The sequence below is a fragment of the Delftia sp. genome, from assembly GCF_059499305.1.
This window is the reverse complement of sequence record NZ_JCABYI010000012.1, coordinates 18,303-43,146: the sequence shown is the minus strand read 5'-3', so window position 1 is coordinate 43,146 and position 24,844 is coordinate 18,303. Positions and strand designations below refer to the sequence as shown.

Here is a 24,844-nt window from a genome sequence, read left to right as displayed (position 1 = left end):
CAACACCATGGACGAACTCCAATACCTTGCGCACGGCTTCGCGGCCGTCACCACCTGGCAGAACACGGGGCTGATGCTCACGGGCATCCTGCTGGGCATCGTGGTCGGCGTGCTGCCGGGCCTGGGCGGCCCCAACGGCGTGGCCATCCTGCTGCCGCTGACCTTCGGCATGTCGCCCACCTCGGCCATCATCCTGCTGTCGTGCATCTACTGGGGGGCGCTGTTCGGCGGCGCCATCACCTCGGTGCTGTTCAACATCCCGGGCGAGGCCTGGTCGGTGGCCACCACCTTCGACGGCTACCCCATGGCCCAGCAGGGCCACGCGGGGGCCGCGCTGACCACGGCCTTCACGGGCTCCTTCATCGGCGCCATCTCGGGCGTGATGCTGATCACCTTCCTGGCGCCGGTCGTGGCCTCGTTCGCGCTGCAGTTCGGGCCGCCGGAGTTCTTTGCGGTCTTCTTCCTGACGTTCTGCTCCTTCATCGGCATGGGCAAGGAGCCCAAGGCCAAGATCGTGGCCGCCATGGCCGTGGGCCTGCTGCTGGCGGCCGTGGGCATGGACACCATCTCGGGCGACCTGCGCATGACCTTCGGCTCCACCGAGCTGCTGCGCGGCTTTGATTTCCTGGTGGTGGTGATCGGCCTGTTCGGCATCAGCGAGATCCTGATGACCATCGAGGAAGGCCTGGCCTTCAAGGGCAAGAAGGCCTCCATCGACCTCAAGGTGGTGTTCAGGACCTGGGCCCAGCTGCCGCGCTACTGGCTGACCATGCTGCGCTCGGCCCTGGTGGGCTGCTGGATGGGCGTGACGCCGGGCGGCGCCGTGGCGGCCAGCTTCATGGGCTACGGGCTGGCCAAGAAGTTCTCGCGCGACCCCAACAGCTTCGGCAAGGGCAACCCCGAAGGCGTGCTCGCCCCCGAGACCGCCGCCCACGCGGCCGGCACCTCGGCCCTGCTGCCCATGCTGGCCCTGGGCATTCCGGGCTCGGCCACGGCGGCCGTGCTGCTGGGCGGGCTGATGATCTGGGGCCTGCAGCCCGGCCCGCTGCTGTTCACCGAGCAAAAGGACTTCGTCTGGGGCCTGATCGCCAGCATGTACCTGGGCAACATCGCCGGGCTGGTCATCGTCATGGCCACCGTGCCGCTGTTCGCCGCCATCCTGCGCGTGCCGTTTTCCATCGTCGCGCCCATGATCCTCATGGTCTGCGCCATCGGCGCCTTCACCGTGCACGGCAATGCCACGGACATCTGGCTCATGCTGGTCTTCGGCGTGGTCGGCTATGTGTTCAAGAAGCTGGACTATCCGCTGGCGCCCATGGTCCTGGCCATCGTGCTGGGCGACCGAATGGAAGACGCCTTCCGCCAGAGCATGCTCTCCAGCCAGGGCGCGCTGGGCATCTTCTGGCACAACGGCCTGTCGGGCACCATCACCACGCTGGCCCTGCTGATGCTGGTGTGGCCGCTGCTGGGCAGGCTGCGGGCGATGGTGTTCGGGGCGAGGGCTGTGGCGGCCTGAGAGGAGCCGTCTACAGCGAGTCAGCCTCCGCTTCCGGCCAGAGGCGGGGGAAGTAAAAACGCAGGGCGTGCAGCGGCACGCCCAGGCGCACTCTTCCATACGGTGAATCCGTCTCCAGCAGGCCGCGCTTGAGCAGTGCCGATACCTGGGCGGTGGCCAGCCGGTCACCCAACCCCAGCATGGCCTTGAAGTCGGCCCGATCCATCTCCGCCTGGGCCGCAAAAAGATAGTGCAATGCGCGCAATGCCTCGCTGCGCACGCCTTGGCGCACCACCCGTTCCTCATAGGCAAGGCATGCCGCCATGCGTTCCTTCATGCCGTCCAGCGACAGAAGTCCCTCCATGAAGCTCACTTGGTCCATGCATAGTTCCAGCACGTATGCGATCCAGTCGATCAACCCCAGTTCGGTCAGATTGCCACGGCCATCAAGGTCACCACGGCGCGGCTCGTCTGCGGCGGCAAGCAAGGCGTAATAGCGCTCCTGCGACCGTGCGAACCCCCTCAGGGGGGACCACAGACCATTGCTCAGGCCCATGTGGGTTAGTACGAGATGTGAATGCAGCCGGGCCACGCGCCCGTTGCCGTCCCGGAACGGATGGATCCAGGCCAGGCGCTGGTGCGCAGCGGCCATGGCCACCAACTGCAACTCGCCACGGCGCACGCCTGAGTAGAAGCTCGACCAGCGGTCCAGAAAAAATGGCAACTGCCCCGCTGCAGGCGCCGCATGCCTGCCCACGCTAACCTCCCGCGTGCGCCATCGACCCGGCTCGATGGCATCGTCGCCAAGGGCGCCGGCCTCCAGATCGGCCTGGGGCAGACGGGCGAAGAGATCCTGGTGGATATCGGCCAGCATCTGGGGGGTCCAGACCTGCGCATTCGTCCATTGCGTGGACCTGTACTCCAGTTGCTCTTCAGTGGCCATGTGCGCCAGCGCCAATCGCTGACGGCGGGCCTGATCTTCGTCCTGCGCATAGTCGTTGTGCAGGGCGCGCTCGATATCCAGCGGAAAGGTGTGCTGCCCCTCGATCCTGTTCGAGTAATACGAGTTCATGGCCCGAAGCAGCCGGCGCAGGCCTGGCAATGTGTCTGGTCGGTAGCGGCCGGCCAGCCGCTCACCCAACCTGATCAGGTCATGGGAGAGCTCCAGCAAAGGGCCCAGCTTGTGTTCCCCCGGCAGCAGCGGCTCCATCTGGGCAGGATGGTCGTAGAGCAGGAATTTTTGCGACATTGATCACCTATATAAGCAGCTGATTTATATAGATGAAATCCGTTTGGTGCGAGATATTTTGCGAGTTCTTCTGCAAGATTCCCTGACACGTCCCCTAATCCCTGTACCGCTTCTTGCGAAACGCCAGCCAGGCGGCGATGACGGTGAAGGCGACGACGATGGACACCACGATCCAGAAGCCGTGCTCGTGCTCGGCCAGCGGTATGCCGCCCACGTTCATGCCGAACAGGCCGGCCAGGATGTTGATGGGCAGGGCCAGCACGGTGACCACGGTCAGCACGAAGAGGCTGTTGCTGTTGTCCTCGTTCACGGCGGCGGCCACCTCTTCCTGCAGCAGCTTGATGCGGTCCTGCAGGGTCTGCATGTCGCGCAGCATGAGCGAGAACTCCTCGCTCGCTGCGGCCAGGCCGCGCCGGTCTTCCTCGCCCATCCAGCCAGGGGGCTGCTGCAGCAGGCGGAACAGCGCGGCGGGCTCGGGCGCCAGCAGGCGCTGAAGGCGCACCAGCAGGCGGCGCAGCCGGCCCAGGTGGGCGCGCGGATGGTGGTAGCGCTGGGCCAGGATGGCGTCCTCGATATCGTCCACGCGCGCCGTGGTCTCGCGCACCACCTTGACCAGCACATCGGCCTGGGTGCGCATCAGGTGCTCCAGCAGCTCGGCCGTGCTGGCGGGGCTGTCGCCGCGGCGCACGGCGTCGCGCAGGGCATCGACAGAGCGCAGCGGCTGGGTGCGCGCGGTGATGACCAGGCGCTCGTCCAGGCAGATCCACAGCGTGGCGATGTCGGCCGAATCGAAGTTGAACTCGAAGTTCACATCGTTGAGCACGGCGACCAGGCTGTCGTCGGCGCGCTCGATGCGCGTGGAGGTCAGGCCCTCGCGCAGGGCGGCATAGAACACGTCGGGCAGGCCCGCATGGCGCTGCAGCCAGCGCAGGGACTGGGTGTGGGTCAGGTTGAAGTGCAGCCACAGGAAATCGCGCCGGCCCGCATCGGACCGGGCAGCGGCATCGGCCAGCCACTGCGCGGCGGATGGCGCCGTCACGGCCTGCACGCACTGCCGTGTGTCACTGAAGAAGCGCCAGCCGCAGATCAGGCCTGCGTCTTCGTGGGCCTGTGCCAGGGGGGAGGCTGCATCGGTCATGGGGAGGAGGAAGCACCTGCGGAAGTGGCCTGCGCGGGCCGGGCAAGTGCGGGATTCTTGGCTGCATCCATGACAGGGATGTGACAGCCGTCATCAGGGTGTCATGCACAGGCCCTTGCGTCCCCTTCCGTCCCCTTCCGTCCCCTTCCGCCCCCTTCCGCCCCCTCACCACCCCTTCTCCGCCCCCTCCCCTTGCCGCGACCCTGCATCAGCACATCACGACGTTCTCCAGCGAGAACGAGAAGGGGCGGGAATTCGCCCCCGAGCCGCCGCCGCGCATCACGATGTCGGCACGGGAGATGCCCAGCAGGGAGATTTCGGTGTTCATCTGGGAGACGATGGCCGAGTTCATGATCTGGCCCTGCTGGATGTGCGAGGCCACGCCGATCCAGATGCTGGGCTTGAATTCGAAGACGGCCTTTTGCCGGGGGGCAATCGCGGTCTTGACGGCCAGCAGCCTGCCGTCCTTGTAGCAGCTGGCGTTGATGGCGCCTTGGGGCAGCGCGTTGAGCACCTGCACTTCCTTGGAGCTGGCGCCGTAGCCTGCGGGCGCCAGGCGATCGCCGGCGGTGGACGGCGCCATCTGGAACTGCTGGCCGTACTGCGCCTCCAGCTGCGGCGTGCAGTTGCCATGGCTGTCGCTGGCGCCGACCTGCAGGCCCAGCGGAAAGGTGAACGGATGGTTGTCGCCCTGTCCGCAGTACTTGATGACGCGCCAGGCCACGGCAGGCGCATCGAGGTCGCTGGCGACGTTCTTCTGGAAGATGACGATCTGCGGGTGGTTCGCGTCGTTCGATTGGTTGAAGAAATTGAGTTGAACGCCCATGCATTCCTCCTGGTGGAACGAAAAGCGCTGCGGCATCCCCGGGCACTGCCTGCTGTCCCGCCACGCTTGCTGCGGGAGTCACTGTAGGGAACAACGGCCTTGCGGAGAATTACGCCCGATTACATCCCTGGGCTCACCCAGGCACGGCCCAGACCCGGTCCGCGCCCACGGCAAAGAGCTGGCGGCCTGGCTCGGGCGGCAGGCTGGCCATGCCGGTGAACAGGCCGAAGGCGGGCAGCAGGGTAAAGCCCGCGTGCACGGCAAAGCACGGCAGGCGCAGGTTGTCGCGGCCGGTGCCGCGCAGCACGATGGCGGGATGGACATGGCCGGCCAGCACATGCCAGGGCCGGGCCTGCTGCGCCTGCAGGTCCTGCGTTGGCGGCGGGGGGTGATGGCAGGCGGCGAACGGCCCCAGGTGCCAGGGCTCGTCCACGATGGCAAAGCCCAGCGCGGGCGGCGGATCGCCTGCGTGGCTGTCATGGTTGCCGCGCACCAGCACCAGTTCCACGGCCGCATGGCGGCTGCGCCAGCGGGCCAGTGCAGCCAGTACGGCAGGATTGCGTGCCTCGGCCGCGTGCAGGAAGTCGCCCAGCACCACGAGCCGCCGCACGGGCAGGGCCAGAAGAAGGGCCGATAGCCGCTCCAGGTTGCCCTGCGTGGTGCCCGCCGGCACGGGAATGCCGCGCGCGCGGAAGGTGGCGGCCTTGCCCAGGTGCAGGTCGGCAATGAACAGCGTGCCCTGGGCGGGCCACCACAGCGCATGCTGGGCCAGCAGGTGCACGGGCTCGCCGGCCAGGAACATGCCCAGGCTGCCGGCCAGGGCGTCGGGGGAAACAGGACTTGGCAACGGTGCGTGGCCTTTCATCAGCGGTGCAATGGTTCTACAGCAGCGGCAAGGGCCGCGAGGGCTTGCGCACGCGGCGCGGGCGGCGGCTGGCGGCATCGGCCTCGGGGCCGTCGGTGGCCTGCAGCGAGAAATCCAGCGTGCGGCGCACGGCGGCCGTGTCCTCGTCCACGGCGGGGGGCTGGTCTGCCTTGGGTTTTTTCCGTGGACGCAGCGGCGGATCGGGCGGGACCAGGTCCTGCGTGCGCGGCTCGCTGGCTGCACCGCCGGCGTCTGCCGCCTCGTGCAGCTGGGCCAGCATGCGCGCGATGCGGTCGGCCAGGTGCTCGTTGGTGAGCTTTTCGCGAAAGCGCTCCACCATGAGCGGGAAGGCAAACGGGCTGGGACGGCGCAGCGCGCTCACCACCAGCGTCTGCGCCTGCATGCGGCGCAACGCGGCCAGCAACTGGGCGACATCGAGTTCCTGGCTCAGCACTTCCTCGTCGGCCTGGCGCAGCAGCAGGTTGCTGTCGTCGTACTTGCGAAACACCTCGAAGAACAGCTGTGACGAGGCCTGCAGCTGGCGCGCACTGCGGCGCTCGCCCGGGTGGCTCTGGAAGATCAGGCCCGAGACGCGGGCGATCTCGCGGAAGCGCCGCCGCGCCATCTCGGTGGCGTTGAGGCTGGCCAGCACTTCGTGCAGCAGGGCATGGCGGGCGTGATGGGCGTCCTCGCCCGCCAGGTGGGCATCGTCGGCGGCCTGGTCCCAGTGGCGGTCCGCATTGGCGGTGTTGCGCGTGGCGACCGCCTGGCTGGCGGACACGCGCCCGGGCACTGCCACGGCCTGGGCCGGCTCGGCGCGCAGCAGTTCGGGCAGCATGGCGGCCCAGTCACGCTCGGTGGCGCTCAGCAGCTCCAGCCCGTAGTCGTTGACGGCGATGGAGAAGGTGCCCGTCTCGCCCTGGGCGGCGCGCCAGGCCAGCAGGCTGGCCAGGCCCATATGGGCATGGCGGCCTGCAAACGGATAGAGAAACAGGTGCCAGCCCTCGCGCGTGCGCAGGGTTTCGGCCAGCAGCGTAGCGGGTGTGGGCAGGGCCGACCAGCGCTGCTGCACTTCCAGCAGGGGGCGCACGCAGCGCAGCTCGGGCGAGTGGTAGTCGCCCGCCGCCGCCAGCGCCAATTGCTGCACCACGAAGTCGGCCAGCACGGTGGACAGCGGCATGCGCGCGCCGGCCCAGCGCGGCACGGTGGGCCGCGTTCTCGCGGCGCGGCGCACGTAGGCGGTCATGTCCTCGATACGCACCAGCTCCAGCACCTGGCCCGCGAAGACAAAGGCATCGCCGGGCGACAGGCGCGACAGAAAGCTCTCTTCCATGCTGCCCAGCCGCGCGCCATGCAGGATCTGCACGCTCATGCTGGCATCGCTGACGATGGTGCCGATGTTGGCGCGGTGCCTGCGCGCCAGCCGCGCATCGGGCATGCGCCAGATGCCCTGTTCATCGGGCCGCACGCGCTGGTAGTCGGGATAGGCGGCCAGCGAGGGGCCGCCGCGGTGCACGAAGTCCAGGCACCACTGCCAGACCGCAGGCGCCAGCCCGGCGTAGGCGACGGTGCGGCGCACTTCGGCATACAGCTCATCGGGCACGAAGCCGCCGCCCAGGGCCACGGTGGCCAGGTGCTGCACCAGCACGTCGGCGGGCTGGCGGGGGCTGGCGCGCATTTCCACCTGCTGCGCGCGCACGGCGGCGCGGGCGGCGGCCGCTTCCACCAGCTCCAGGCTGTGCGTGGGCACCAGGGTGATGCGCGAGGGCCGGCCCGGCGCATGGCCCGAGCGGCCCGCGCGCTGCAGCAGCCGCGCGATGCCCTTGGCCGAGCCGATCTGCAGCACGCGCTCCACGGGCAGGAAGTCCACGCCCAGGTCCAGGCTGCTGGTGCAGACCACGGCCTTGAGCGTGCCGGCCTTGAGCCCGGCCTCCACCCATTCGCGCACACCCCGGTCCAGAGAGCCATGGTGTATGGCCAGCAGGCCGGCCCAGTCGGGCCGGGCTTCCAGCAGCGCCTTGTACCAAAGCTCGGCCTGCGAGCGCACATTCACAAAGACCAGGGTGGAGCCGGCCGTGGCCTCCAGCTCGCGCACCACGGCCGGCAGCATGGCCAGGCCCAGGTGGCCGGCCCAGGAAAAGCGCTCGGGCCGGTCGGGCAGCAGGGTGTCCACCACCAGGCGCTTGTCCACCTGGCCCTGGACCAATACGCCGGGCCGCGGCTGGCCATGGTCGTCCAGGCCCAGCAGGGTCTGCATGGCTTCGTCCAGATTGCCCAGCGTGGCCGACATGCCCCAGACACTCAGTTGCGGGCTCCAGCCGCGCAGCCGCGCCAGGGCCAGCTGCAGTTGCACGCCGCGCTTGTTGCCCAGCAGCTCATGCCATTCATCGGCCACCACCAGGCGCACGGAGCCCAGCAGCTCGCGCGCATCGGCGCGCGCCAGCAGCAGGGACAGGCTCTCGGGCGTGGTGACCAGCACGGTGGGCAGCTGGCGCGACTGCGCGCTGCGCTCGGCGCTTCCCGTATCGCCCGTGCGTGCGCCCACGGTCCAGCGCGCCAGCGCGGGATGGCCCTGGGCCAGCGCCTGCAAGGGCGTCTGCAGCGCCTTGAGCGTGTCGGCCGCCAGGGCGCGCATGGGCGTGATCCACAGCACGGTGAGCGGTGCGGAGGCCGGTTTTCGTTTTCCGGTGTGCGCCGGCATCGGGGTTTGCGGCGGGCCCGCAAGGGCCTGCAGCGCGCCCAGCCAGACCGCATAGGTCTTGCCCGCGCCCGTGGTGGCATGCAGCAGGCCGCTGTGGCCCTGGGCCAGCGCCTTCCACACGGCGCGCTGGAAGGCAAAGGGCTTCCAGCCCCGTGCGGCAAGCCAGGCGGTGGCGAGGGGATGGGGGGAACGGGTGGCCATGGCGCGGTGCGTCAAGGGTGGGTCACGGGTCGGAGTGCGGCAGCAGGGCCGCCAGCGTATCGATGGAGTCGGCCTCCTGCACAGGCTTGTCCTCGCGCCAGCGCAGCATGCGCGGAAAGCGCACGGCGATGCCGCTCTTGTGGCGCGCGCTGCGTGCAATGCCCTCGAAGCCCAGCTCGAACACCAGGGTGGGCCGCACGCTGCGCACGGGACCGAAGCTCTCCACCGTGGTCTTGCGGATGATGGCGTCCACGCGCGCCATTTCGGCATCGGTCAGGCCCGAATAGGCCTTGGCGAAGGGCACGAGTGCGCGGCCCTCGGTGCCGGGCGGCGCGTTCCAGACGGCAAAGGTGTAGTCGCTGTAGAGGCTGGCGCGACGGCCGTGGCCGCGCTGTGCATAGATGAGCACGGCGTCCACGCTCAGCGGATCGATCTTCCACTTCCACCACACGCCGCTGTCCTTGGTGCGGCCCACGCCGTAGGCGGCGTCGCGGGCCTTGAGCATCATGCCCTCCACACCCAGGGAGCGGGCCTGCTCGCGAAGTTCGGCCAGGGCCTGCCAGCTGTCGCCTGCCAGCACGGGGCTGGGCAGCAGCGCCGGGTGCGCCACGGCGGCCACCAGCTGCTCCAGCCTTGCGCGCCGTTCATGCTGAGGCAGCGCGCGCAGGTCCTGGCCGCCCTCCTCCAGCAGGTCATAGGCCAGCAGCACCACGGGCAGCTCGCGCAGCAGTTTGGGGCCCAGGGTCTTGCGGCCTATGCGCTTTTGCAGGTCGGCAAAGGGGCGCACATGGGCGGGCGCCTCGCCCTGCTGGGCGGCCCAGACGACGATCTCGCCGTCGATCACGGTGCCCGCAGGCAAGGCATCGCCCATGGCCTGCAGCTCGGGGAAGCGCTCGCTCACCAGTTCCTCGCCGCGCGACCAGATCCAGGTGCCCAGCGCGTCACCGCTGCCGCGCCGCACGATCTGGGCGCGTATGCCGTCCCATTTCCACTCCACCACCCATTGGGACGGCGGGCCGAGCACGGCGTCGAACTGCTCCAGCGGCAACTGCAGCGGATGGGCCAGGAAGAAGGGATAGGGGTGGCCACGGGCTTCGCCCGAATGCGCGTCATCGCCCTCCTCCTCGCCTGCCACCAGCCGCAGGTAGTCGGCCGCCCCGGGCCGCGCGCCGATGTGGGTGTAGCCCATGAGCCGCTGGGCGATGCGCTTGGCATCCACGCCGCTGACGGCCGCCAGCGCCTGCGTGACCTGCAGCCGCGACACGCCGACCCGGAAGGCGCCGGTGATCAGCTTGAAGTAGACCAGCCGCTCATCGGCCGCCAGCCGCGCCCATTGCATGCGCAGCGTGTCCGCCAGCGCCTCGGGCGCCATGCCGCGCAGCGGCAGCAGGTGGTCCGTGACCCAGGCGGCCAGGCCCAGGTCGTGCGCGTCACCGGGTGGCGGCAGCAGCAGCGCAATGGTCTCGGCCAGGTCGCCCACGGCCTCGTAGCTTTCGTCGAACAGCCATTCGGGCAGGCCGGCCGCCTCGCGCGCCAGCTCCTTCAAGACCTTGGTGGGCACCAGCTGGCGCGGCTTGCCGCCGGCCAGAAAATAGACGGCCCAGGCCGCATCGGCAGGCGCGGCGGCGCGCAGATAGGCCTGCAGCGCGGCCTGCTTGTCACGGCTGGCAGTGCTGGCGTCCAGCGCGCGGTAGAGGGCGGCGAAGTCCTTCATGGGGCGGGCGCCTCATCCGGTGCAGCCTGGGCGGCGGCAGCCTCGTCCTCATCGCCGTATTCGGTCTGGAAGGCCTGGGCGTCCAGGCCCTGCTCGCGCAGCCAGCGCACCAGCACGGCCACGCTGCCGTGGGTGACGAAGACCCGCTCGGCGCCCGTGGCGCCAATGGCGTACTGCAGGCCAGGCCAGTCGGCATGGTCGGACATGACGAAGCCCCGGTCCACGCCACGGCGCCGGCGCGTGCCGCGCAGCTGCATCCAGCCGCTGGCAAAGGCATCGGCATGGCCGGGAAAGCGGCGCATCCACGGCGTGCCCTGCGCCGAAGGCGGCGCCAGCACCAGTGCGGTCTTGAGCAGTCGTGCATCCACGCCGGGGTCGGTGGCGCGCAGCGTGGGCGGCAGGTCCACGCCCGCCGCGCGGTACACGGCATTGAGCGGCTCCACCGCGCCATGCAAGACGATGGGACCGATGCCGCTGTCCACCCCGTGCAGGATGCGCTGGGCCTTGCCGAAGGCATAGCACAGCAGCACCGAGGGCCGGCCCTGGGCCGCGTTGGCCTGCCACCAGGCGTTGATGTCGGCCATCAACTCAGGCTGGCGGGGCCAGCGGTAGATGGGCAGGCCGAAGGTGGATTCGGTGATGAAGGTGTCGCAGCGCACGGGCTCGAAGGGGGTGCAGGTGCCGTCGGCCTCGGTCTTGTAGTCGCCCGAGGCCACCCAGACCTGGCCGCCATGCTCCAGCCGCACCTGGGCCGATCCGAGCACATGGCCGGCCGGGTGCAGGGAGATGCGCACGCCGTGGTGATCGATGGCTTCGCCATACGGCAGGGTCTGCAGCGTGATGTCCGCGCCCAGCCGTGCGCGCAGCACGCCTGCGCTGTCGTCATGGGCCAGGTAATGGGCATGGCCGGCGCGCGCATGGTCGGAGTGGCCATGCGTGATCACGGCCCGGTCCACGGGCCGCCAGGGGTCGATGTAGAAATCGCCGGCCGCGCAGTACAGGCCTTCGGGACGGGCCACGATCAGGTCGGCGGGCATGCGGGATCGGGGAAAGCAGTGCTCATGTCCCCATGCTAGTGGGGCAGTCGATGGGCGCGCGCTGGCCCGGAGCGCGGCAGGCTGTCAGCCTGCACCTACCCGCGCTGCCATGCTGCCGCAACTGGCCTGCGGCGCCCTGCAAATCGGGGAAGATAGCGCCCTGGCCCCTTCCTGCAGCCGGCCCGCCGGCTCCCTTTGATCCCACACGCACCGAACACGCCTCCATGAACAACTCCGTCGTCCGCATGTCCAATCTCTTCCTGCAGCTGGGCCTGGATGCCAGCGACCAGGCCATTGCCGACTTCATCCGCGCCCACCAGCTGGCCGCCGATGTGGATGTGGTGGATGCGCCCTACTGGAGCGATGCGCAGCGCCAGTTCCTGGCCGAGCAGCTCAAGGCCGATGCGTCGTGGTCCATCGTCGTGGACCAGCTCAGCGAGTCGCTGCACGAGGACGCCGTCAGGCGGCGCGCCGAAGGCCTGAGCTGAAGCGAGGCTGCCTGTCCACCCCGGTGGCCTGCATGGACGGCAGCCCCAGGCCGCGAACGGCCATGCCGCGCCAGAACGAAGGCTGTCGGCTCACAGTCCTCCAAAGAGGTGCCTGCCCCTCAGGCCCATCCGCGTCACAAAACTGAAACAGGGAGATCGTAACATTCCCTAACAATTTTGCGATGTGCATTCCATGGATGAGTCCCGCGCCTACCTGAGCGATTCCCGGCCCCGTTTCCGCCCACCCAGCGCCGCGGACCTGTGCACCCCCGTACCCTGCATGACCGCCGACGAGACCAACGAGAAGGTGCTCGAGGTCTTCACGCGCCACCGCGATCTGGCCAGCCTGCCCGTGGTGGAGGGCGACCGCCCCATCGGCCTGATCAACCGCAGCATCTTCCTGTCGCAGTTCAGCAAACCGTTTCGCATGGAGCTGTACGGCAAGAAGAGCTGCATCGCCTTCATGGACAAGGAGCCGCTGGTGGTCGATGCCTCCACCGACATCGACACCCTGACCGTGAAGACCGTGGAGTACGGTGAAAAGGCGCTGACCGACGGCTTCATCATCACGCGCGGCGGCCTGTTCGCCGGCGTGGGCCACGGCCTGCAGCTGATGCGTGCGGTGGCGGACATGCAGGTGGCGCGCAACCGCCAGATCATGCACAGCATCGAATACGCCAGCGTGATCCAGCAGTCGCTGCTGCGCAGCTCGCGCGAGGCCCTGGCACGCGCCTGCCCCGGCGCCGACCTGGTCTGGGAGCCGCGCGACGTGGTCGGCGGCGACTTCTACCAGTTCAGCCAGGACGGCGATGGCTGGTTTGCCACCGTGGCCGATTGCACGGGCCACGGCGTGCCCGGCGCCTTCATGACGCTGATCGCCACCAGCAGCCTGGGCCAGGCCATCAAGGAACACGGCCCGCGCGACCCGGCCGCGCTGCTGGGCCATGTGAACCGCAGCGTCAAGCAGATGCTGGGCCAGCTCGACGGCAAGGACGGCACGCCGGGCTCGGACGACGGGCTGGACGCGGCCTGCTTCTGGTTCGAGCCCGCGCACCGGCGCCTGCGCTTTGCAGGCGCGCGCCTGTCGCTGTTCCTGCTGCGCCCCGGCGCCGAGGCGGTGGAGGTGGTGGACGGCCAGCGCAAGGGCGTGGGCTATGTGGACAGCGAATTCGACTTCGCCTGGAACAACATCGACCTGGAGCTGCCCGCAGGCACCCTGGTCTTCACCACCACCGACGGCCTGATCGACCAGGTCGGCGGCCCGCGCGGCATCACCTTCGGCAAGAAGCGCATGCGCGAGCTGCTGCTGGAGCAGGCCGGCCGCACGCCCGCCGAGATCAACCGCGCCCTGCTGGACGCCCTGCAGGCCTGGCAAGGCGAGCACCACCGCCGTGACGACCTGACCTTCTTCTGCTTCAGAACCTGAATGCCTCCCATGCCCCAAGCACAGATCGCCGACAAGTACGGCAGCTTCTTCCACCTGGCGCGCCAGCACCAGGTGATCTTCTACTACGTGGGCTACTTCTCGCAGAACATCGTCGCGGCCATGGCCGAGGCCGTGCGGCTGCAGCTGGAAGTGGCCGGCGTGCCCGGCCCCACGCGGCGCAAGCTGTTCTCGTCCTTCGTGGAGATGGCGCAGAACATCATCCATTACTCGGCCGATGCCCTGACCCCGCCCCACCAGGACGATGGCGAGCTGCGCCACGGCGCGGTCTGCATCCGCCGCGAGGACGACGGCAGCTTCGTGCTGCTGTGCGCCAACCCCATCGAGCCCGGCATGGGCGAGGCGCTGCGCGCCAAGCTCGACGCCCTGCGCAGCATGACCCTGGACGAGATCAAGAAGGCCTGCCGCCAGTCGCTGCGCGACGACGCGCCCGAAGGCAGCAAGGGAGCGGGCATGGGTTTCCTGACCCTGGCCCGCGATGCGCGCGAGCCGCTGCAGTTCGACTTCGATCCCGCCCAGACCGTGGACGGTCGTCCCGTCTTCTACCTGAAAGCCACGCTCTGAGCCGCACCGGCCAGCCAGGAACGCTCCGGCACCGGACCTGGACAGGCCGGGCGCGCAGGCACGGACAACGCACCGAGATCACGCATGGACAACCTCTACATCGCTCCGACCCCCAGCTCCCCGGAAGTGGACTTCCGGTTCGACACGCACACGCTGCACCTGCGTGGCGAGTCCTATCCGGAGAACGCCGCCGCCTTCTATGGCGGCATCCTCACCCGCCTGCAGGACTACCTGGCCCTGGCGCAGCCCGCGCAGCAGCAGGCACCGATCCAGGTGCACATCGCGCTGGCCTACTTCAACAGCTCCAGCACCAAGATGCTGTTCAACCTCATCGAGGCGCTGAGCGAGGCCGCCGAGGCCGGCCGCACCGTGGCCCTGCACTGGTACTACGACGAGGAAGACGACACCATCTGCGAATTCGGCGAGGAGCTGCGCGACGACTTTGCCGCCATTGCCTTCACCGGCCATCCCGTGAAGGCCGCGTGATGGACACCGTGGCAGCACCCGCCGCCTGCGCCGCTCCTGCAGATCTTTTCGATGCCGAGCACCGGGCCCTGCTGGCGGCCCGCGCGGCCCACGAGCTGGGCGAGGAGGCCGGCGCCCGGGCCTGCCACCAGGCCCTGGGCGCGCTGCTGGCCGCCTATGACCGCCTGCTGCGCGAAACGCGCCGGCTGGTGCGCCGCAGCGACCGCGCCGAGCTGGAGATGACCCAGCTCAACCAGCGCCTGCAGGAGCTGGCCGGCGAGCTGGAGTACCGCGCCACGCACGACCCGCTGACCGGCGTGCTCAACCGCGCGGCCATCATCGAGCGCGTGAACCGCCACTTCACCCAGCAGGGCCTGGCCCTGATCGTGCTGGACATAGACCACTTCAAGCGCGTGAACGACAGCTTCGGCCACCCCGTGGGCGACAGCGTGATCCTGGGCGTGGTGCGCTGCCTCAAGGCCGCCGTGCCGGACACGGCCCACATCGGCCGCGTGGGCGGCGAGGAATTCACCGTGCTGCTGCCCCAGCACGACAGCGACGGCGCCGTGCGCGTGGCCGAGCAGGTGCGCGCCGCCATCGAGGCCCATCCCTTCGGCCTGCCCGACGCCAGCTGCATCACGGCCAGCTTCGGCGTGAGCTGGCGCCCGAGCGGCGGCCGCTTCGACGAGGCCTACAGCCTGGCCGACGAGGCGCTGTACGCCGCCAAGCGCAGCGGGCGCAACCAGGTCGTGCGCGCGGCAGACCATGCCACGGCCTGAGCGGCGCGGACACGGACAGGGCTGAGGCATGAGTTTCGTGATGCGCGCACGGGCGCCCAGGGCGCCCGCCCCTGCTTCCGCCCTGCTGCAGCCGGCTCTGCAGCCTCCCCCGCCATCGCCCGTGCCCGGGCCTGAATGGCGGGTGCTGATCGTGGACAGCGACCCCGATGTACACGCCGCCTTCCGCCTGGCGCTGGAAGGCCACAGCCTGTTCGGCCGGCCGCTGGTGTTCCTCTACGCCCGCTCCGGCACGCAGGCACGCAACCTGCTGCGCAGCGAGCAGGACCTGGCCGTGGTGGTGCTCGACGCCGTGACCGATGGCACGGGCGCCGGGCTGGACCTGGTGGATTTCATCCGCTACACGGCCGGCCTGCGCAACAGCCGCATCGTGCTGCGCACCGGCCGCCCGGGCCAGGCGCCCGACCTGGAAACCCTGCTGCGCTACGACATCAACGACTGCCGCACCAAGACCGAACTCACGCCCGACCGGCTGCTGGCCATCGTGGTGACCGCCGTGCGCTCCTACGAGCAGCTGTGCGCCATCGAGGCCAACCGCCGCAGCCTGGAGCTGATGGTGCGCTCCAGCGCCTCGCTGCTGGAGGAAACCAACCTGCACGCCTTCGCACGCGGCGTGATCACCCAGCTGGCCACCTTGCTGGGCGTGGCCAGCGAAGGCCTGGTCTGCTCGGAGGGCACGCATCCGGCCGAGCCCTACCGCGTGCTCGCGGCCACGGGGCCGTTCGCCCGGCTCATCGACCAGCCCATCGCCACCGTGCTGGCCTCGCGCGGGCTGCGCCTGCTGCGCCAGGCGCTGCAGACCCGCCGCAACATCTACGGCGTGCAACGCGGCGTGGCCCTGTACATCGGCCGGGGAGACGAGCAGGACATGGCCGTCTTCATCGACGCGCCGGCCTCGCACAGCGCACTGGACCGCCAGCTGCTCGAAGTCTTCTGCGCCAACCTGCGCACGCTGCTGCACAACCGCGGCCTGCTGGAGCGCCTGCACCAGTCTGCCTACTTCGACCCCCTGGTCTGCCTGCCCAACCGCGCTCACTTCGTGGAAAAAGTGGACGAATGCGTGTGGCGTGGCACGCAGGACCATGTGCTGGCCCTGGTGGACATCGACGACTTCAGCGCCACCAACGACGTGATGGGCCACCGCTTCGGCGACCGCCTGCTCGAAGCCATGGCCCGCCGCCTGGCCGGCGCCCTGCCCGCCGGCGTGCTGCTGGCGCGCGTGGGCTCGGACACCTTCGGCATCCTGGGCCCCACAAGGGAAGTGGCCCTGGGCCAGTTGCTGGACTGCGCGCGCCAGCCCCTGGCCGTGGACGGCGTGCCGCACAAGGTCTCGCTGACCTGCGGCTACGTGCACCTGCCCCGTGAACGCCAGGCCGGCACCGACCTGGTCAAGGACGCCACCATCGCCCTCAAGCGCGCCAAGCGCGACCACCGGGGCCAGCTGCTGGAGTACTCCGAGCACATGGGCATGGAGGCACGCGACCGCGCCCTGCTGCTGTCCGACCTGCGCGCGGCCATCGACGGCGCCCAGCTCTTCCTGGTCTACCAGCCCCAGGTGGACCTGGAAACCCATGCCCTGGTCGGCCTGGAGGCCCTGCTGCGCTGGCCACGGCAGGATGGCAGCTTCGTGCCGCCCGACCGCTTCATTCCCGTGGCCGAGCATTCGGGCCTCATCGTGCCGCTGGGCCAATGGGTGCTGGCCACGGCCTGCCGTACCATGCGCGAACTGCTGGACGCCGGCCGCGCGCCCCGGCGCATGGCCGTCAACGTCTCCACCGTGCAGCTGCAGGACCCGGGCTTCCTGCAGACGGTGCGCCATGCCCTGGCCGAGCACGGCCTGCAGGGCGCGCAGCTGGAGCTGGAGATCACCGAGTCGGTGGCCGTGCTGCCCACCCAGCTGCTGCAGGCCACGCTCAGCGCCCTGCGCACCCTGGGCGTGACCATTGCCATCGACGACTTCGGCACCGGCTACTCCTCCCTGAGCTACCTGGAGCGCCTGCCGCTGGACCGCATCAAGATCGACCGCAGCTTCGTGCGCCAGCTTGGCGAATCACAGGAAGCGCGCATCGCCGAAATGATCGCCCAGCTGGGCCGCAAGCTCGGCCTGCAGGTCCTGGCCGAAGGCATAGAGGACGCCAGCGCCTGGCAGGCCCTGCGCACCATGGGCTGCCAGGAGGGACAGGGCTATCACGTTGCCCGGCCCATGGACAAGGCGCAGTTGCTGGGCTGGCTGGGCCAGCGCAATGAAGCGCTTCAGAGGCAGCCTGGCACCTCTGAGTTCCCCTGAGGCGGGCAGGCCGCGCCCTGCTCCCTCCCTACCTACCTGCACACCGCAGGAAACCCATGCCGCCTGGCCGCCCACACCACGGCCAGCGATGCGCCCAGCAGCGCCAGCAGCACGGGCGTGAAGGCGCCCACGCCCATGCGCGCCAGCAGCAGGCCGCCCACGATGCCGCCGCCGGCAATCGCCAGGTTCCAGGCCGTGACCAGCATGGACTGCGCCACGTCGGCGGCCTCGCCCGCCGTGTGGGCAATGGCGGTCTGCAGCAGCGTGGCGGCGCCGCCAAAGGCCAGGCCCCAGACGGCCACCGCCGCATACACCAGGGCCGGCGCATCTGCGGCCACGCCCAGCATCAGCGTGGACAAGGCGAACAGCGCAATGCTGGCCAGCGTGAGCGCACGCAGGTGGCGGTCGATCAGCACGCCGGTGATCCAGATGCCCAGCACGGAGGTGGCGCCGAACACCAGCAGCACCAGGTCCGTGCGCGCGGCCATGCCCGCCTCCGCCAGGAAGGGCGCGATATAGGTGTAGAGAATGTTGTGCGCCAGCACGAAGGCCAGCACCACGAACAGCACGGGGCGCACGCCCGCCAGGGTGAACACGCGCCGCAGCGGCAGGTGGCGGCCTGCCGCCTGCCCCGCAAAGTCGGGCAGGCGGGCGCGCACCCAGACCATGAGCGCCAGCGCCAGCACGCTCATGAGGCCGAAGCACAGCCGCCACCCCACCCACTGGCCCAGCACGGTGCCGGCCGGCACGCCCAGCGACAGCGCCAGCGGCGTGCCCACCATGGCAATGGCGATGGCGCGGCCCTTGAGATGGCCGGGCACCATGCGTGCCGCGTAGCCGGCCAGCAGCGCCCAAAGCAGCCCGGCCGAGACCCCCGCCAGAAAGCGCGCCACCAGGGTCAGCGCAAAGTGCGTGGACAAGGCCGTGACCGTGTTGGCGACGACAAAGCCGGCGATCGCCGCCAGCAGCAGGGGGCGGCGGCGCATGCCCTGCGTGGCGGCCGTCAGCGGTATGGCGGCCACCAGGGAACCTATGGCGTAGAGGGTGACGGTCTGGCCCACCCAGGCCTCGGTCACGGCCAGGCCCTGGGCCATCTGCGGGAGCAGGCCCGCCGGCAGCGCCTCGGTCAATATGGTGATGAAGGCTGCCATGGCCAGCGCCAGCAGGGAGGCAACGGGCAGGCGGTCCTGGCTTGTTCCGTTCATTGCGGCTCTCCCGAAGCCCCGTGGACCTCACAAACCCCGTAGACCGCGTCGCGCAAATCGTTGACGAAGCGCCCCGACATGCCCTCGTACAAGGTGTTGGTGAAGGCCACGACGCTGAGTTCCTGTGCCCGGTCCACGAACCAGGAATGCCCGTAGGCCCCGCCCCAGCGCCAGGTGCCCGCCGACTCGGGCGACGCGGCCAGCGCCGGATCGCGCAGCACGGAAAAGCCCAGTCCGAAGCCGAACCCGGGCGCATCGGGCAGCTCCAGCCCGCCCGTCTGGTCGCGCGCCATCTCGGCGACCAGCGCGTCGGGCAGGAGCGTGCCACCGCCCTGGCGCAGGGCCTCCAGCAGGCGCAGGAAGTCGCCGGCCGTGCCGGCCATGCCCGCGCCGCCCGAGGCAAAGGCCCGCGCATTGAAGATGCGGGCCGGGCTGAACGGGATGCCGATGGCGCCCTCGAAGGGCGACACGGTCTCGCCCTCGGCCAGCGGATGGGGCTGCGGCACATCGCTGACATAGGCCGTGGCCACGCGCCGTGCGGCCAGCGCATCTGTCACGGCAAAGCCGGTATCGGCCATGCCCAGCGGCCCGGCCACAAGGTCGCGCACGGCCTGCTCCAGCGGCCTGCCGTGCACCTGTTCGATGAGGGCGCCCAGCACATCGGTGGCCAGCGAGTAGCCCCAGGCCGTGCCGGGCTCGTACCGCAGCGGCACGCTGGCGATGCGGCGCAGGTTCTCCGCCAGGCTGATGCCCGAGCCATCCATGCCGTCCGATACACCGGCCAGCGCATAAGGGCCCTGTGCGTCGGCCTCGAAGAAGCGGTAGCCCAGCCCCGCCGTGTGGCTGAGAAGCTGCCGCGCGGTGATGCGCGCCGGCCGGCCATCGGCCAGCCGGGGCCGGAACTGCGGCAGCCAGCGGTCCACGCCCTCATCCAGACCGAGCCGGCCCTGCGCCACCAGCACCAGGGCCGCCGCCGAAACAATGGGCTTGCTCGCCGAAGCCAGGCGAAACACCGTGTCCACGGCCATGGGCAGGCCGCGCTCGCGGTCAGCCCAGCCGGCAGCCTGGCGGTGGACCAGGGCGCCGCCACGCGCCACCAGCACCACGGCGCCGACCAGGCGCTGCGCCTCAAGCGCCTGCCGGACCACGGCCTGGATGCGGTCGGACAGGGGCGAGTTCAACGGGGCTGCAGGCAGCGCAGCGGGTGCAGCAGATGCCGCAGAAAGAGCAATCGTCATGGGAATTCCCGGGATCAATGAACAGGGTCCTGACGATAGAAAGCCCTCGATTAAAGAAAAAGTGGGGTAGATTTCCGGGTTATGCGGAGCTTTCTGTCCGCAATGAAGGAGTGGCCTTGGACAGCCTCAACGGTTTCCTGGTGTTCGTGCAGGTCGCCGAGACCCGCAGCTTCGTGGCGGCAGGCCGGCTGATGGGAGTCTCGGCATCGGCCATCGGCAAGAGCGTGGCAAGGCTGGAGGACCGGCTGGGCGTGCGCCTGTTCCACCGCAGCACGCGCAGCATCACGCTGACGGCCGAGGGCACGCTGTTCCTGGAGCGCAGCCGGCGCATCCTGGCCGAGATCGAGGCCGCGCAGCTGGAGCTGTCGCAGGCCAGCGCCGCGCCGCGCGGCCGGCTGCGGGTCAGCCTGCCCCTGGTCAGCTCGCTGGTGCTGCCGGTGCTGGGCGAGTTCATGCGCGCCTATCCCGAGATCGAGCTGGACCTGGACTTCACGGACCAGCTGGTGGATGTGATCGAGGAAGGCTTCGATGCCGTGGTGCGCACGGGCGCGCCCGCCGACTCCCGGCTGTCCGCGCGCCGGCTGGGCGCCTTCGGCTACCTGCTGGTGGCCTCGCCCGGCTATCTGGCGCAGCGCGGCACGCCCCGGGTGCCCGAGGATCTGCTGCAACACAGTTGCCTGCACTACCGCTACCCCCACAGCGGCAAGCTGGAGCCCTGGGTGCTGCGGCGCGCAGCGGGCGCGCCCGAGCTGCAACTGCCCACCTCCATGATCTGCAACAACATCGAAACCCGGCTGTGCTTTGCGCTGCAGGGCCTGGGCATCGCCTACCTGCCGGATTTTTCCATCCGCGAGCCGCTGGCCGACGGCCGGCTGCAGCCCGTGCTGGCGGACTGGATGGAGCACACCAATGTCTTCCACGTGCTGTGGCCCGCCAGCAGGCACCCCTCGCCCAAGCTGCGGGCACTGGTGGACTTCCTGTGCGCGCGGGTGTTTCCACAGGCGCAGCCCGGGCAGGTCCAGGACGCTGCCAGGACCGGGGCACCCAAGACACCCCAGACATCCGGGACGCGCGGATAGGCTGCGCGCCGGCTGCTGCCCTGACTTGCTGGCTATCGCGCAGGCCCCTATCTGAGTTAGCATGCTTATAGAGCGACGTATTCACAGAGTAATATCGGTTGCTCTGGCCCACCGGCAGGCAGGACCTGCGTCTCGAACGCTGTGGCGTGCGGGGCGCTGTATCGGTGGGCCATTGCGGTTGACAGCTGGCGTTGCAGATCTTTTTTCTTGTCTCGCTGCGTTGCATGTCTTCTCGTTCCACCGCTATCCATCGTCCCGCCCTTTCCTCGCGCTCGCACGCAAGAACATCGTTGGCCGTCATTGCAGGCGTCTGCTTGATGGCGCTCGCAGCGGGGCTGTACTGGGCCGCGTTGCTGGCCAGCCACCAGTACATGCAGCGCTACACACAGGATCAGGCATGGCTGCGCGTCTCGCAGATGTCCCAGGCGGTTTCCGCGCAGGCCGGGACCATGCTGTCGGGCCTGAACTATTCCCTGCGGGACCTGGCCCAGGACTACGAGTCGGGTGACTCCGAGGCGTTCGGGCGGGCCGTCGCCAGCGTCCAGGAGGCCTATCCGCCCGGCACCATCGTCCAGGTGGCCGTGGCCGATGCGAAGGGCCAGGTGGTGTATTCGAGCCTGGCAGCCTCGGAGCCGCCTGCGCAGGGCGTGTCCATTTTCGACCGCGAACATTTCCAGGCGCATCTGAAGGGCCTGACGCAGGGAACCTTCATCGGCCGTCCGGTACAGGGACGGGTCTCCGGGCAATGGGGTATCCAGCTGAGCCGCGCCCTGCACCACCGTGGCGCGTTTGCGGGCGTGCTGGTGGTGTCGCTGTCGCCGCAGTACCTGTCGCGGCAGTTGCAGGCCATCTTCGACAGCCCGCGCGACGTGATCTTGCTGCTGCGCGAGGACGGCACCTATCTTGCGCGCTCGCAGAACCAGGACCGGGTGCTCGGGCGCCAGTTGCCCGCGAAGCGGGTGGCGCTGTTTGCCCCCGATGTCACGCATGGCACCTACGAGGTGCTGGCGAGCACCGACGGAATACAGCGCATGTATGCCTGGAGCCGCGTCAGCGGCTTTCCGATACTGGTGAGCACGGGGCTGGACCACGAGGCCGTGTTCGGCCCGCTCAACGAGACCATACGGCAGAGCCTGTGGCGCAACGGCATAGGCACGCTGCTGATTTTTCTGGGCGGGATGCTGACGGCCTGGCTGGCGTTCCAGCGCTGGCGGGAGGAGGACCAGCGGGTCCAGTCCGAAGAGCGCTTTCATCTCCTTTCGCAGGAAGTGCCGGGCGGCCTGTTCCAGTACAGCTGGGACCCTGCCGGCCACTACGCTCTGTCGTTTGCCAACCCCGGCTTTTATGCCATGCACTGCATCGATCCGGATACGTCAGACACTGCCTTGCAGGACCTGGCACAGCGGGTTCATCCGGAAGATATCTCCGCGCTCAGGCGGTCCATCGACGAAGCGATGCGCAGCCAGGGGGACTGGGCCTGCAAGTACCGCGTGCAGTCCGCCGATGGCTCCGTGCGCTGGCTGCAGGGCCATGCACGCCCGCAACGCACTGAAGACGCAACCGTGCTCTGGCATGGCTACATCCTCGATGTCACCCAGGACGAAAGCCTGCGCAAGGCGCTTCACGAAAGCGAGGAGCGGCTGCGGCTGACCATCGGTGCCGTGCGTGACGGACTTTGGCAGTGGGACCGCGAACACGACCAGGTGCTGTGGGATGCCCGCTGCTACCAGATGCTGGGCATGCCGGACCAGGCACTCGGTTCGTTCACGGTGGCCGGCTTCATGCATCTGCTGCACCCACTGGACCAGCCTCGCGTCCAGGAACGGCTCAGGCGCCACCTCGAACACGGCGACCCATTCCGTGTCGAGATGCGCATAAGGCAGGCCGATGGCTCCTGGCGATGGATCGAATCGCGCGGGGAAGTGACCCTGCGCGATGCCGACAACAAGGCACTGCGCATGCTGGGAATGCACACCGATATCCAGGAACGGGTGGAGCAGACCCATATGGTGAGCGCCCTGCTGGAGCGCGGAAGCGCCCTGGTGCTTGTCGCCAGCCATCGCCGCAGCATCGTCTACGCCAATGCCCGGGCAGCCGAGTGCTTCGGCCTTGCCGCGGGCGCGCTCGAGCCGCAGTGCTCTTTCCAGCAGCTGCATCCGTCCAGCGACAGTTTCGACAGCTTCGCATCGCTGTACGAGCGCCTGAGCCTGAAGGGCACGGTGCGTACCGAGTGGGCACTGAAGGTCAAGGGTGGCCACATGCGCTGGTTCGACATGCAGGGGGCACTGCTGGACCCCGAAGATCCCCAGGGCAATGTGATCTGGACACTGTTCGACGTAGATGCCCGCCATCAGGCGGAAAGCGCATTGCACCAGGTACAGCAGCGGCTGGAGGCCATCATCGAGAAATTTCCGTCAGGCATCCTGGTGACCGACGATGCGGGGCAGTGCATCAGGGCAAGCAACGCAATGCTGGTGGACCTGTTCGAGCTGCCGCTGTCCGCCACGGACCTTGTGGGGAAAAGCCTGCAGACCTTGCTGTCCTATTTGCCCCCGGCCATGGCAACGGCCTTGCAGCCTGCACCGCAACCGGGGGCAGGTGCCCTGTCGCAACGAACGATCTTTGCCCTGTCCAACGGCCGCCATATAGAAACGGAGCTGCTGCCGCTTCGCAGGCAGGAGCGGCTGCTTGGCTACTGCTGGGTATTCCACGACGTGACGGACTACAAGAGGCGCGAAACGCAGCTCGAAGCCCTGGCATTGACCGATGCGCTCACGGGGGCCAGCAACCGGCGGGCCTTCATCACGCGCATGGAGTCGGAGCTGGAGCACCTGCGCCTAGGACTGAGCCATCCGTCGGCACTGATCATGCTGGATATCGACCATTTCAAGCGCGTCAACGACAGCTTCGGCCATGGCGTGGGCGACGAGGTGCTCAGGCATCTGGTGATCGCGGTGTCCAAGCAGCTGCGCCAGGGCGACATGCTGGGCCGCCTGGGCGGCGAGGAATTTGCCGTCTTGCTGACGGACGTGGACGCCCCGACCGCACTGCGGCGCGCGGAGAACCTGCGTGAGGCCGTGGCGGCGCTGGCCGTGTCCGTACAGGGCCAGGACAGCCCGATCCGCTTCACCGTGAGCCTGGGCGTATGCCTCATGGACGAGGGCGAGGCATCGGTCGAGCGCTGCCTGGAGCGGGCCGACGCCGCCATGTACTTCTCCAAGCGCAATGGCCGCAACCGCACCACGTGCTGGACGCCCGATACCCCCGTGATTTCAGACGCCAAGTGAACGCGATGCCAGTGCCGCGACACGCCCGTGCGCCCGGGCAAGGCGATGTGTCAGCTACCCGGCCGCCTCACTCATCGCCGGGCACTCCGTAGCTGGGCGCGGCCGTGGGATCGATGGCGCGCGTCTGGTAGTCCTGCATCTGCGGCGCGTAGGCGGCCCAGAGGCCTTGCAGCGCGCCGATGGGATCGTGCTCCGACCAATCCACGCGCAGGTCCGCCATGGGCCAGCTGTGCTCGCCCGCCACCTTGAGTGCGGCCGAATGCACGGGCCCGGCCTCGCCGCCCGCGGCCATGGCGGCCTGCATGGCGGCCAGCAGGCGCTCGGCCAGCGGCAGCGCCGCGCTGCGCTCGAAGGCCGGCACCATGGCCTCGATGGTGCGTTCGCTGGCCAGCAGGTTGCCCGCCGCCACGCACTGCCGCCCCACGGCGCTGGTGAAGATGCCCAGGGCCTGGCTGCCGCTGAAGACGCCGGCGCGGCCCTGCGCGTCCACCACGGTGACCTGGCGGTACTGCGGCCAGCTGCCGTCGTCCAGCGCCTGGCGCAGCGCGGCCTGGGGGTCGGCGCCCTGCTCCAGCAGGTCCAGCACGCGCGGGCCCAGGGCGGGCAGCGTGATGTTCTGCGTGGACACCACGCCCACGCCCGCGCGCACCCAGGGGCAGCGCGCGCCCACCGCAATGCTGGACGAGCTGATGGCCACGCCCAGCTGCCCGGTGCGCTCGCAGCGCCCCACAATCGAAAAAGTCATGGTTTCTTCCTCCTGCCGA

19 protein-coding genes are annotated in these 24,844 nt (G+C 69.3%); 9 read left to right on the top strand and 10 right to left on the bottom strand.

The window, feature by feature from the left end:
* Positions 1–7: 7 nt before the first annotated feature.
* Positions 8–1,516: a tripartite tricarboxylate transporter permease gene (locus AC5I49_RS09075; RefSeq protein WP_046241321.1), complete on the top strand. Its 1,509-nt coding sequence runs from the start codon at positions 8–10 to the stop codon at positions 1,514–1,516.
* A 10-nt stretch (positions 1,517–1,526) separates the two neighbouring features.
* Here AC5I49_RS09075 and AC5I49_RS09070 read toward each other — a convergent pair whose 3' ends face one another.
* The 7 genes from AC5I49_RS09070 to AC5I49_RS09040 all read right to left on the bottom strand — a co-directional run bounded on the left by AC5I49_RS09070 (position 1,527) and on the right by AC5I49_RS09040 (position 11,226).
* Positions 1,527–2,744 carry a Fic family protein gene (locus AC5I49_RS09070; protein WP_016453711.1) on the bottom strand — a complete coding sequence of 406 codons (1,218 nt, stop codon included), beginning with the start codon at positions 2,742–2,744 and terminating at the stop codon, positions 1,527–1,529.
* Between the two features lie 94 nt (positions 2,745–2,838).
* Positions 2,839–3,882, bottom strand: a complete 1,044-nt coding sequence (locus tag AC5I49_RS09065) for a transporter (RefSeq protein WP_016448182.1) — start codon at positions 3,880–3,882, stop codon at positions 2,839–2,841.
* A gap of 208 nt (positions 3,883–4,090) precedes the next feature.
* The gene (locus tag AC5I49_RS09060; RefSeq protein ID WP_016448183.1) at positions 4,091–4,708 is read right to left on the bottom strand and encodes a hypothetical protein; all 618 of its coding nucleotides are present in this window, start codon (positions 4,706–4,708) and stop codon (positions 4,091–4,093) included.
* Positions 4,709–4,841: 133 nt separating this feature from the next.
* The gene (gene pdeM, locus AC5I49_RS09055) at positions 4,842–5,573 is read right to left on the bottom strand and encodes a ligase-associated DNA damage response endonuclease PdeM (protein WP_495789215.1); all 732 of its coding nucleotides are present in this window, start codon (positions 5,571–5,573) and stop codon (positions 4,842–4,844) included.
* A 16-nt stretch (positions 5,574–5,589) separates the two neighbouring features.
* The gene (locus AC5I49_RS09050; protein ID WP_495789214.1) at positions 5,590–8,475 is read right to left on the bottom strand and encodes a ligase-associated DNA damage response DEXH box helicase; all 2,886 of its coding nucleotides are present in this window, start codon (positions 8,473–8,475) and stop codon (positions 5,590–5,592) included.
* A 22-nt stretch (positions 8,476–8,497) separates the two neighbouring features.
* Positions 8,498–10,189 (bottom strand): ATP-dependent DNA ligase, encoded by a 1,692-nt coding sequence (locus tag AC5I49_RS09045; protein WP_495789213.1) that lies wholly within the window; start codon positions 10,187–10,189, stop codon positions 8,498–8,500.
* Positions 10,186–11,226, bottom strand: a complete 1,041-nt coding sequence (locus AC5I49_RS09040) for a ligase-associated DNA damage response exonuclease (protein WP_392457675.1) — start codon at positions 11,224–11,226, stop codon at positions 10,186–10,188. The genes AC5I49_RS09045 and AC5I49_RS09040 overlap by 4 nt, the downstream gene beginning before the upstream one ends.
* A gap of 224 nt (positions 11,227–11,450) precedes the next feature.
* Between AC5I49_RS09040 and AC5I49_RS09035 the strand changes: the two genes are divergently transcribed.
* The 6 genes from AC5I49_RS09035 to AC5I49_RS09010 all read left to right on the top strand — a co-directional run bounded on the left by AC5I49_RS09035 (position 11,451) and on the right by AC5I49_RS09010 (position 17,271).
* Entirely contained in the window at positions 11,451–11,714 is a 264-nt protein-coding gene (locus AC5I49_RS09035; protein ID WP_017404395.1) for a DUF2789 domain-containing protein, read from the top strand.
* Positions 11,715–11,907: 193 nt separating this feature from the next.
* Positions 11,908–13,140 (top strand): SpoIIE family protein phosphatase, encoded by a 1,233-nt coding sequence (locus AC5I49_RS09030; RefSeq protein ID WP_495789212.1) that lies wholly within the window; start codon positions 11,908–11,910, stop codon positions 13,138–13,140.
* Positions 13,141–13,149: 9 nt separating this feature from the next.
* Positions 13,150–13,722 carry a SiaB family protein kinase gene (locus tag AC5I49_RS09025; protein WP_016448190.1) on the top strand — a complete coding sequence of 191 codons (573 nt, stop codon included), beginning with the start codon at positions 13,150–13,152 and terminating at the stop codon, positions 13,720–13,722.
* An 84-nt stretch (positions 13,723–13,806) separates the two neighbouring features.
* On the top strand, positions 13,807–14,208 hold the full coding sequence (locus tag AC5I49_RS09020) for a DUF1987 domain-containing protein (protein WP_016448191.1): 402 nt from the start codon (positions 13,807–13,809) through the stop codon (positions 14,206–14,208).
* On the top strand, positions 14,208–14,966 hold the full coding sequence (locus AC5I49_RS09015; RefSeq protein ID WP_016448192.1) for a GGDEF domain-containing protein: 759 nt from the start codon (positions 14,208–14,210) through the stop codon (positions 14,964–14,966). The genes AC5I49_RS09020 and AC5I49_RS09015 overlap by 1 nt, the downstream gene beginning before the upstream one ends.
* 28 nt (positions 14,967–14,994) lie before the next feature.
* A complete protein-coding gene (locus AC5I49_RS09010) occupies positions 14,995–17,271 on the top strand; it encodes a putative bifunctional diguanylate cyclase/phosphodiesterase (protein WP_495789211.1) in 2,277 nt (758 codons plus the stop codon).
* A 32-nt stretch (positions 17,272–17,303) separates the two neighbouring features.
* On the opposite strand, the gene AC5I49_RS09005 is transcribed toward AC5I49_RS09010, so the two are convergent.
* Together AC5I49_RS09005 and AC5I49_RS09000 are read right to left on the bottom strand one after the other, a co-directional pair.
* Positions 17,304–18,476 (bottom strand): MFS transporter, encoded by a 1,173-nt coding sequence (locus tag AC5I49_RS09005; protein WP_495789210.1) that lies wholly within the window; start codon positions 18,474–18,476, stop codon positions 17,304–17,306.
* Positions 18,473–19,714 (bottom strand): serine hydrolase domain-containing protein, encoded by a 1,242-nt coding sequence (locus AC5I49_RS09000; protein ID WP_061287790.1) that lies wholly within the window; start codon positions 19,712–19,714, stop codon positions 18,473–18,475. Before AC5I49_RS09000 ends, AC5I49_RS09005 begins: the two co-directional genes overlap by 4 nt.
* 116 nt (positions 19,715–19,830) lie before the next feature.
* Here AC5I49_RS09000 and AC5I49_RS08995 point away from each other — a divergent pair, with 116 nt between their 5' ends.
* Positions 19,831–20,793 carry a LysR family transcriptional regulator gene (locus tag AC5I49_RS08995; RefSeq protein WP_244386290.1) on the top strand — a complete coding sequence of 321 codons (963 nt, stop codon included), beginning with the start codon at positions 19,831–19,833 and terminating at the stop codon, positions 20,791–20,793.
* A 317-nt stretch (positions 20,794–21,110) separates the two neighbouring features.
* On the top strand, positions 21,111–24,080 hold the full coding sequence (locus AC5I49_RS08990; RefSeq protein WP_495789209.1) for a diguanylate cyclase: 2,970 nt from the start codon (positions 21,111–21,113) through the stop codon (positions 24,078–24,080).
* Positions 24,081–24,147: 67 nt separating this feature from the next.
* On the opposite strand, the gene AC5I49_RS08985 is transcribed toward AC5I49_RS08990, so the two are convergent.
* Positions 24,148–24,825, bottom strand: a complete 678-nt coding sequence (locus AC5I49_RS08985) for a DUF1028 domain-containing protein (RefSeq protein WP_034364380.1) — start codon at positions 24,823–24,825, stop codon at positions 24,148–24,150.
* Positions 24,826–24,844 lie beyond the last annotated feature (19 nt).

Excerpts from the sequence above, each read along its gene's own strand:
- AC5I49_RS09030 (WP_495789212.1), top strand. The coding sequence starts at position 11,908 with ATGGATGAGTCCCGCGCCTACCTGAGCGATTCCCGGCCCCGTTTCCGC.
- AC5I49_RS08990 (WP_495789209.1), top strand. The coding sequence starts at position 21,111 with ATGGCGCTCGCAGCGGGGCTGTACTGGGCCGCGTTGCTGGCCAGCCAC.
- AC5I49_RS08985 (WP_034364380.1), bottom strand. The coding sequence starts at position 24,825 with ATGACTTTTTCGATTGTGGGGCGCTGCGAGCGCACCGGGCAGCTGGGC.
- AC5I49_RS09005 (WP_495789210.1), bottom strand. The coding sequence starts at position 18,476 with ATGAACGGAACAAGCCAGGACCGCCTGCCCGTTGCCTCCCTGCTGGCG.
- AC5I49_RS09075 (WP_046241321.1), top strand. The coding sequence starts at position 8 with ATGGACGAACTCCAATACCTTGCGCACGGCTTCGCGGCCGTCACCACC.
- AC5I49_RS09020 (WP_016448191.1), top strand. The coding sequence starts at position 13,807 with ATGGACAACCTCTACATCGCTCCGACCCCCAGCTCCCCGGAAGTGGAC.
- AC5I49_RS09035 (WP_017404395.1), top strand. The coding sequence starts at position 11,451 with ATGAACAACTCCGTCGTCCGCATGTCCAATCTCTTCCTGCAGCTGGGC.
- AC5I49_RS09070 (WP_016453711.1), bottom strand. The coding sequence starts at position 2,744 with ATGTCGCAAAAATTCCTGCTCTACGACCATCCTGCCCAGATGGAGCCG.
- AC5I49_RS09050 (WP_495789214.1), bottom strand. The coding sequence starts at position 8,475 with ATGGCCACCCGTTCCCCCCATCCCCTCGCCACCGCCTGGCTTGCCGCA.
- AC5I49_RS09060 (WP_016448183.1), bottom strand. The coding sequence starts at position 4,708 with ATGGGCGTTCAACTCAATTTCTTCAACCAATCGAACGACGCGAACCAC.
- AC5I49_RS09010 (WP_495789211.1), top strand. The coding sequence starts at position 14,995 with ATGAGTTTCGTGATGCGCGCACGGGCGCCCAGGGCGCCCGCCCCTGCT.
- AC5I49_RS09040 (WP_392457675.1), bottom strand. The coding sequence starts at position 11,226 with ATGCCCGCCGACCTGATCGTGGCCCGTCCCGAAGGCCTGTACTGCGCG.
- AC5I49_RS09065 (WP_016448182.1), bottom strand. The coding sequence starts at position 3,882 with ATGACCGATGCAGCCTCCCCCCTGGCACAGGCCCACGAAGACGCAGGC.
- AC5I49_RS09025 (WP_016448190.1), top strand. The coding sequence starts at position 13,150 with ATGCCCCAAGCACAGATCGCCGACAAGTACGGCAGCTTCTTCCACCTG.
- AC5I49_RS09000 (WP_061287790.1), bottom strand. The coding sequence starts at position 19,714 with ATGACGATTGCTCTTTCTGCGGCATCTGCTGCACCCGCTGCGCTGCCT.
- AC5I49_RS09045 (WP_495789213.1), bottom strand. The coding sequence starts at position 10,189 with ATGAAGGACTTCGCCGCCCTCTACCGCGCGCTGGACGCCAGCACTGCC.
- AC5I49_RS09015 (WP_016448192.1), top strand. The coding sequence starts at position 14,208 with ATGGACACCGTGGCAGCACCCGCCGCCTGCGCCGCTCCTGCAGATCTT.
- pdeM (WP_495789215.1), bottom strand. The coding sequence starts at position 5,573 with ATGAAAGGCCACGCACCGTTGCCAAGTCCTGTTTCCCCCGACGCCCTG.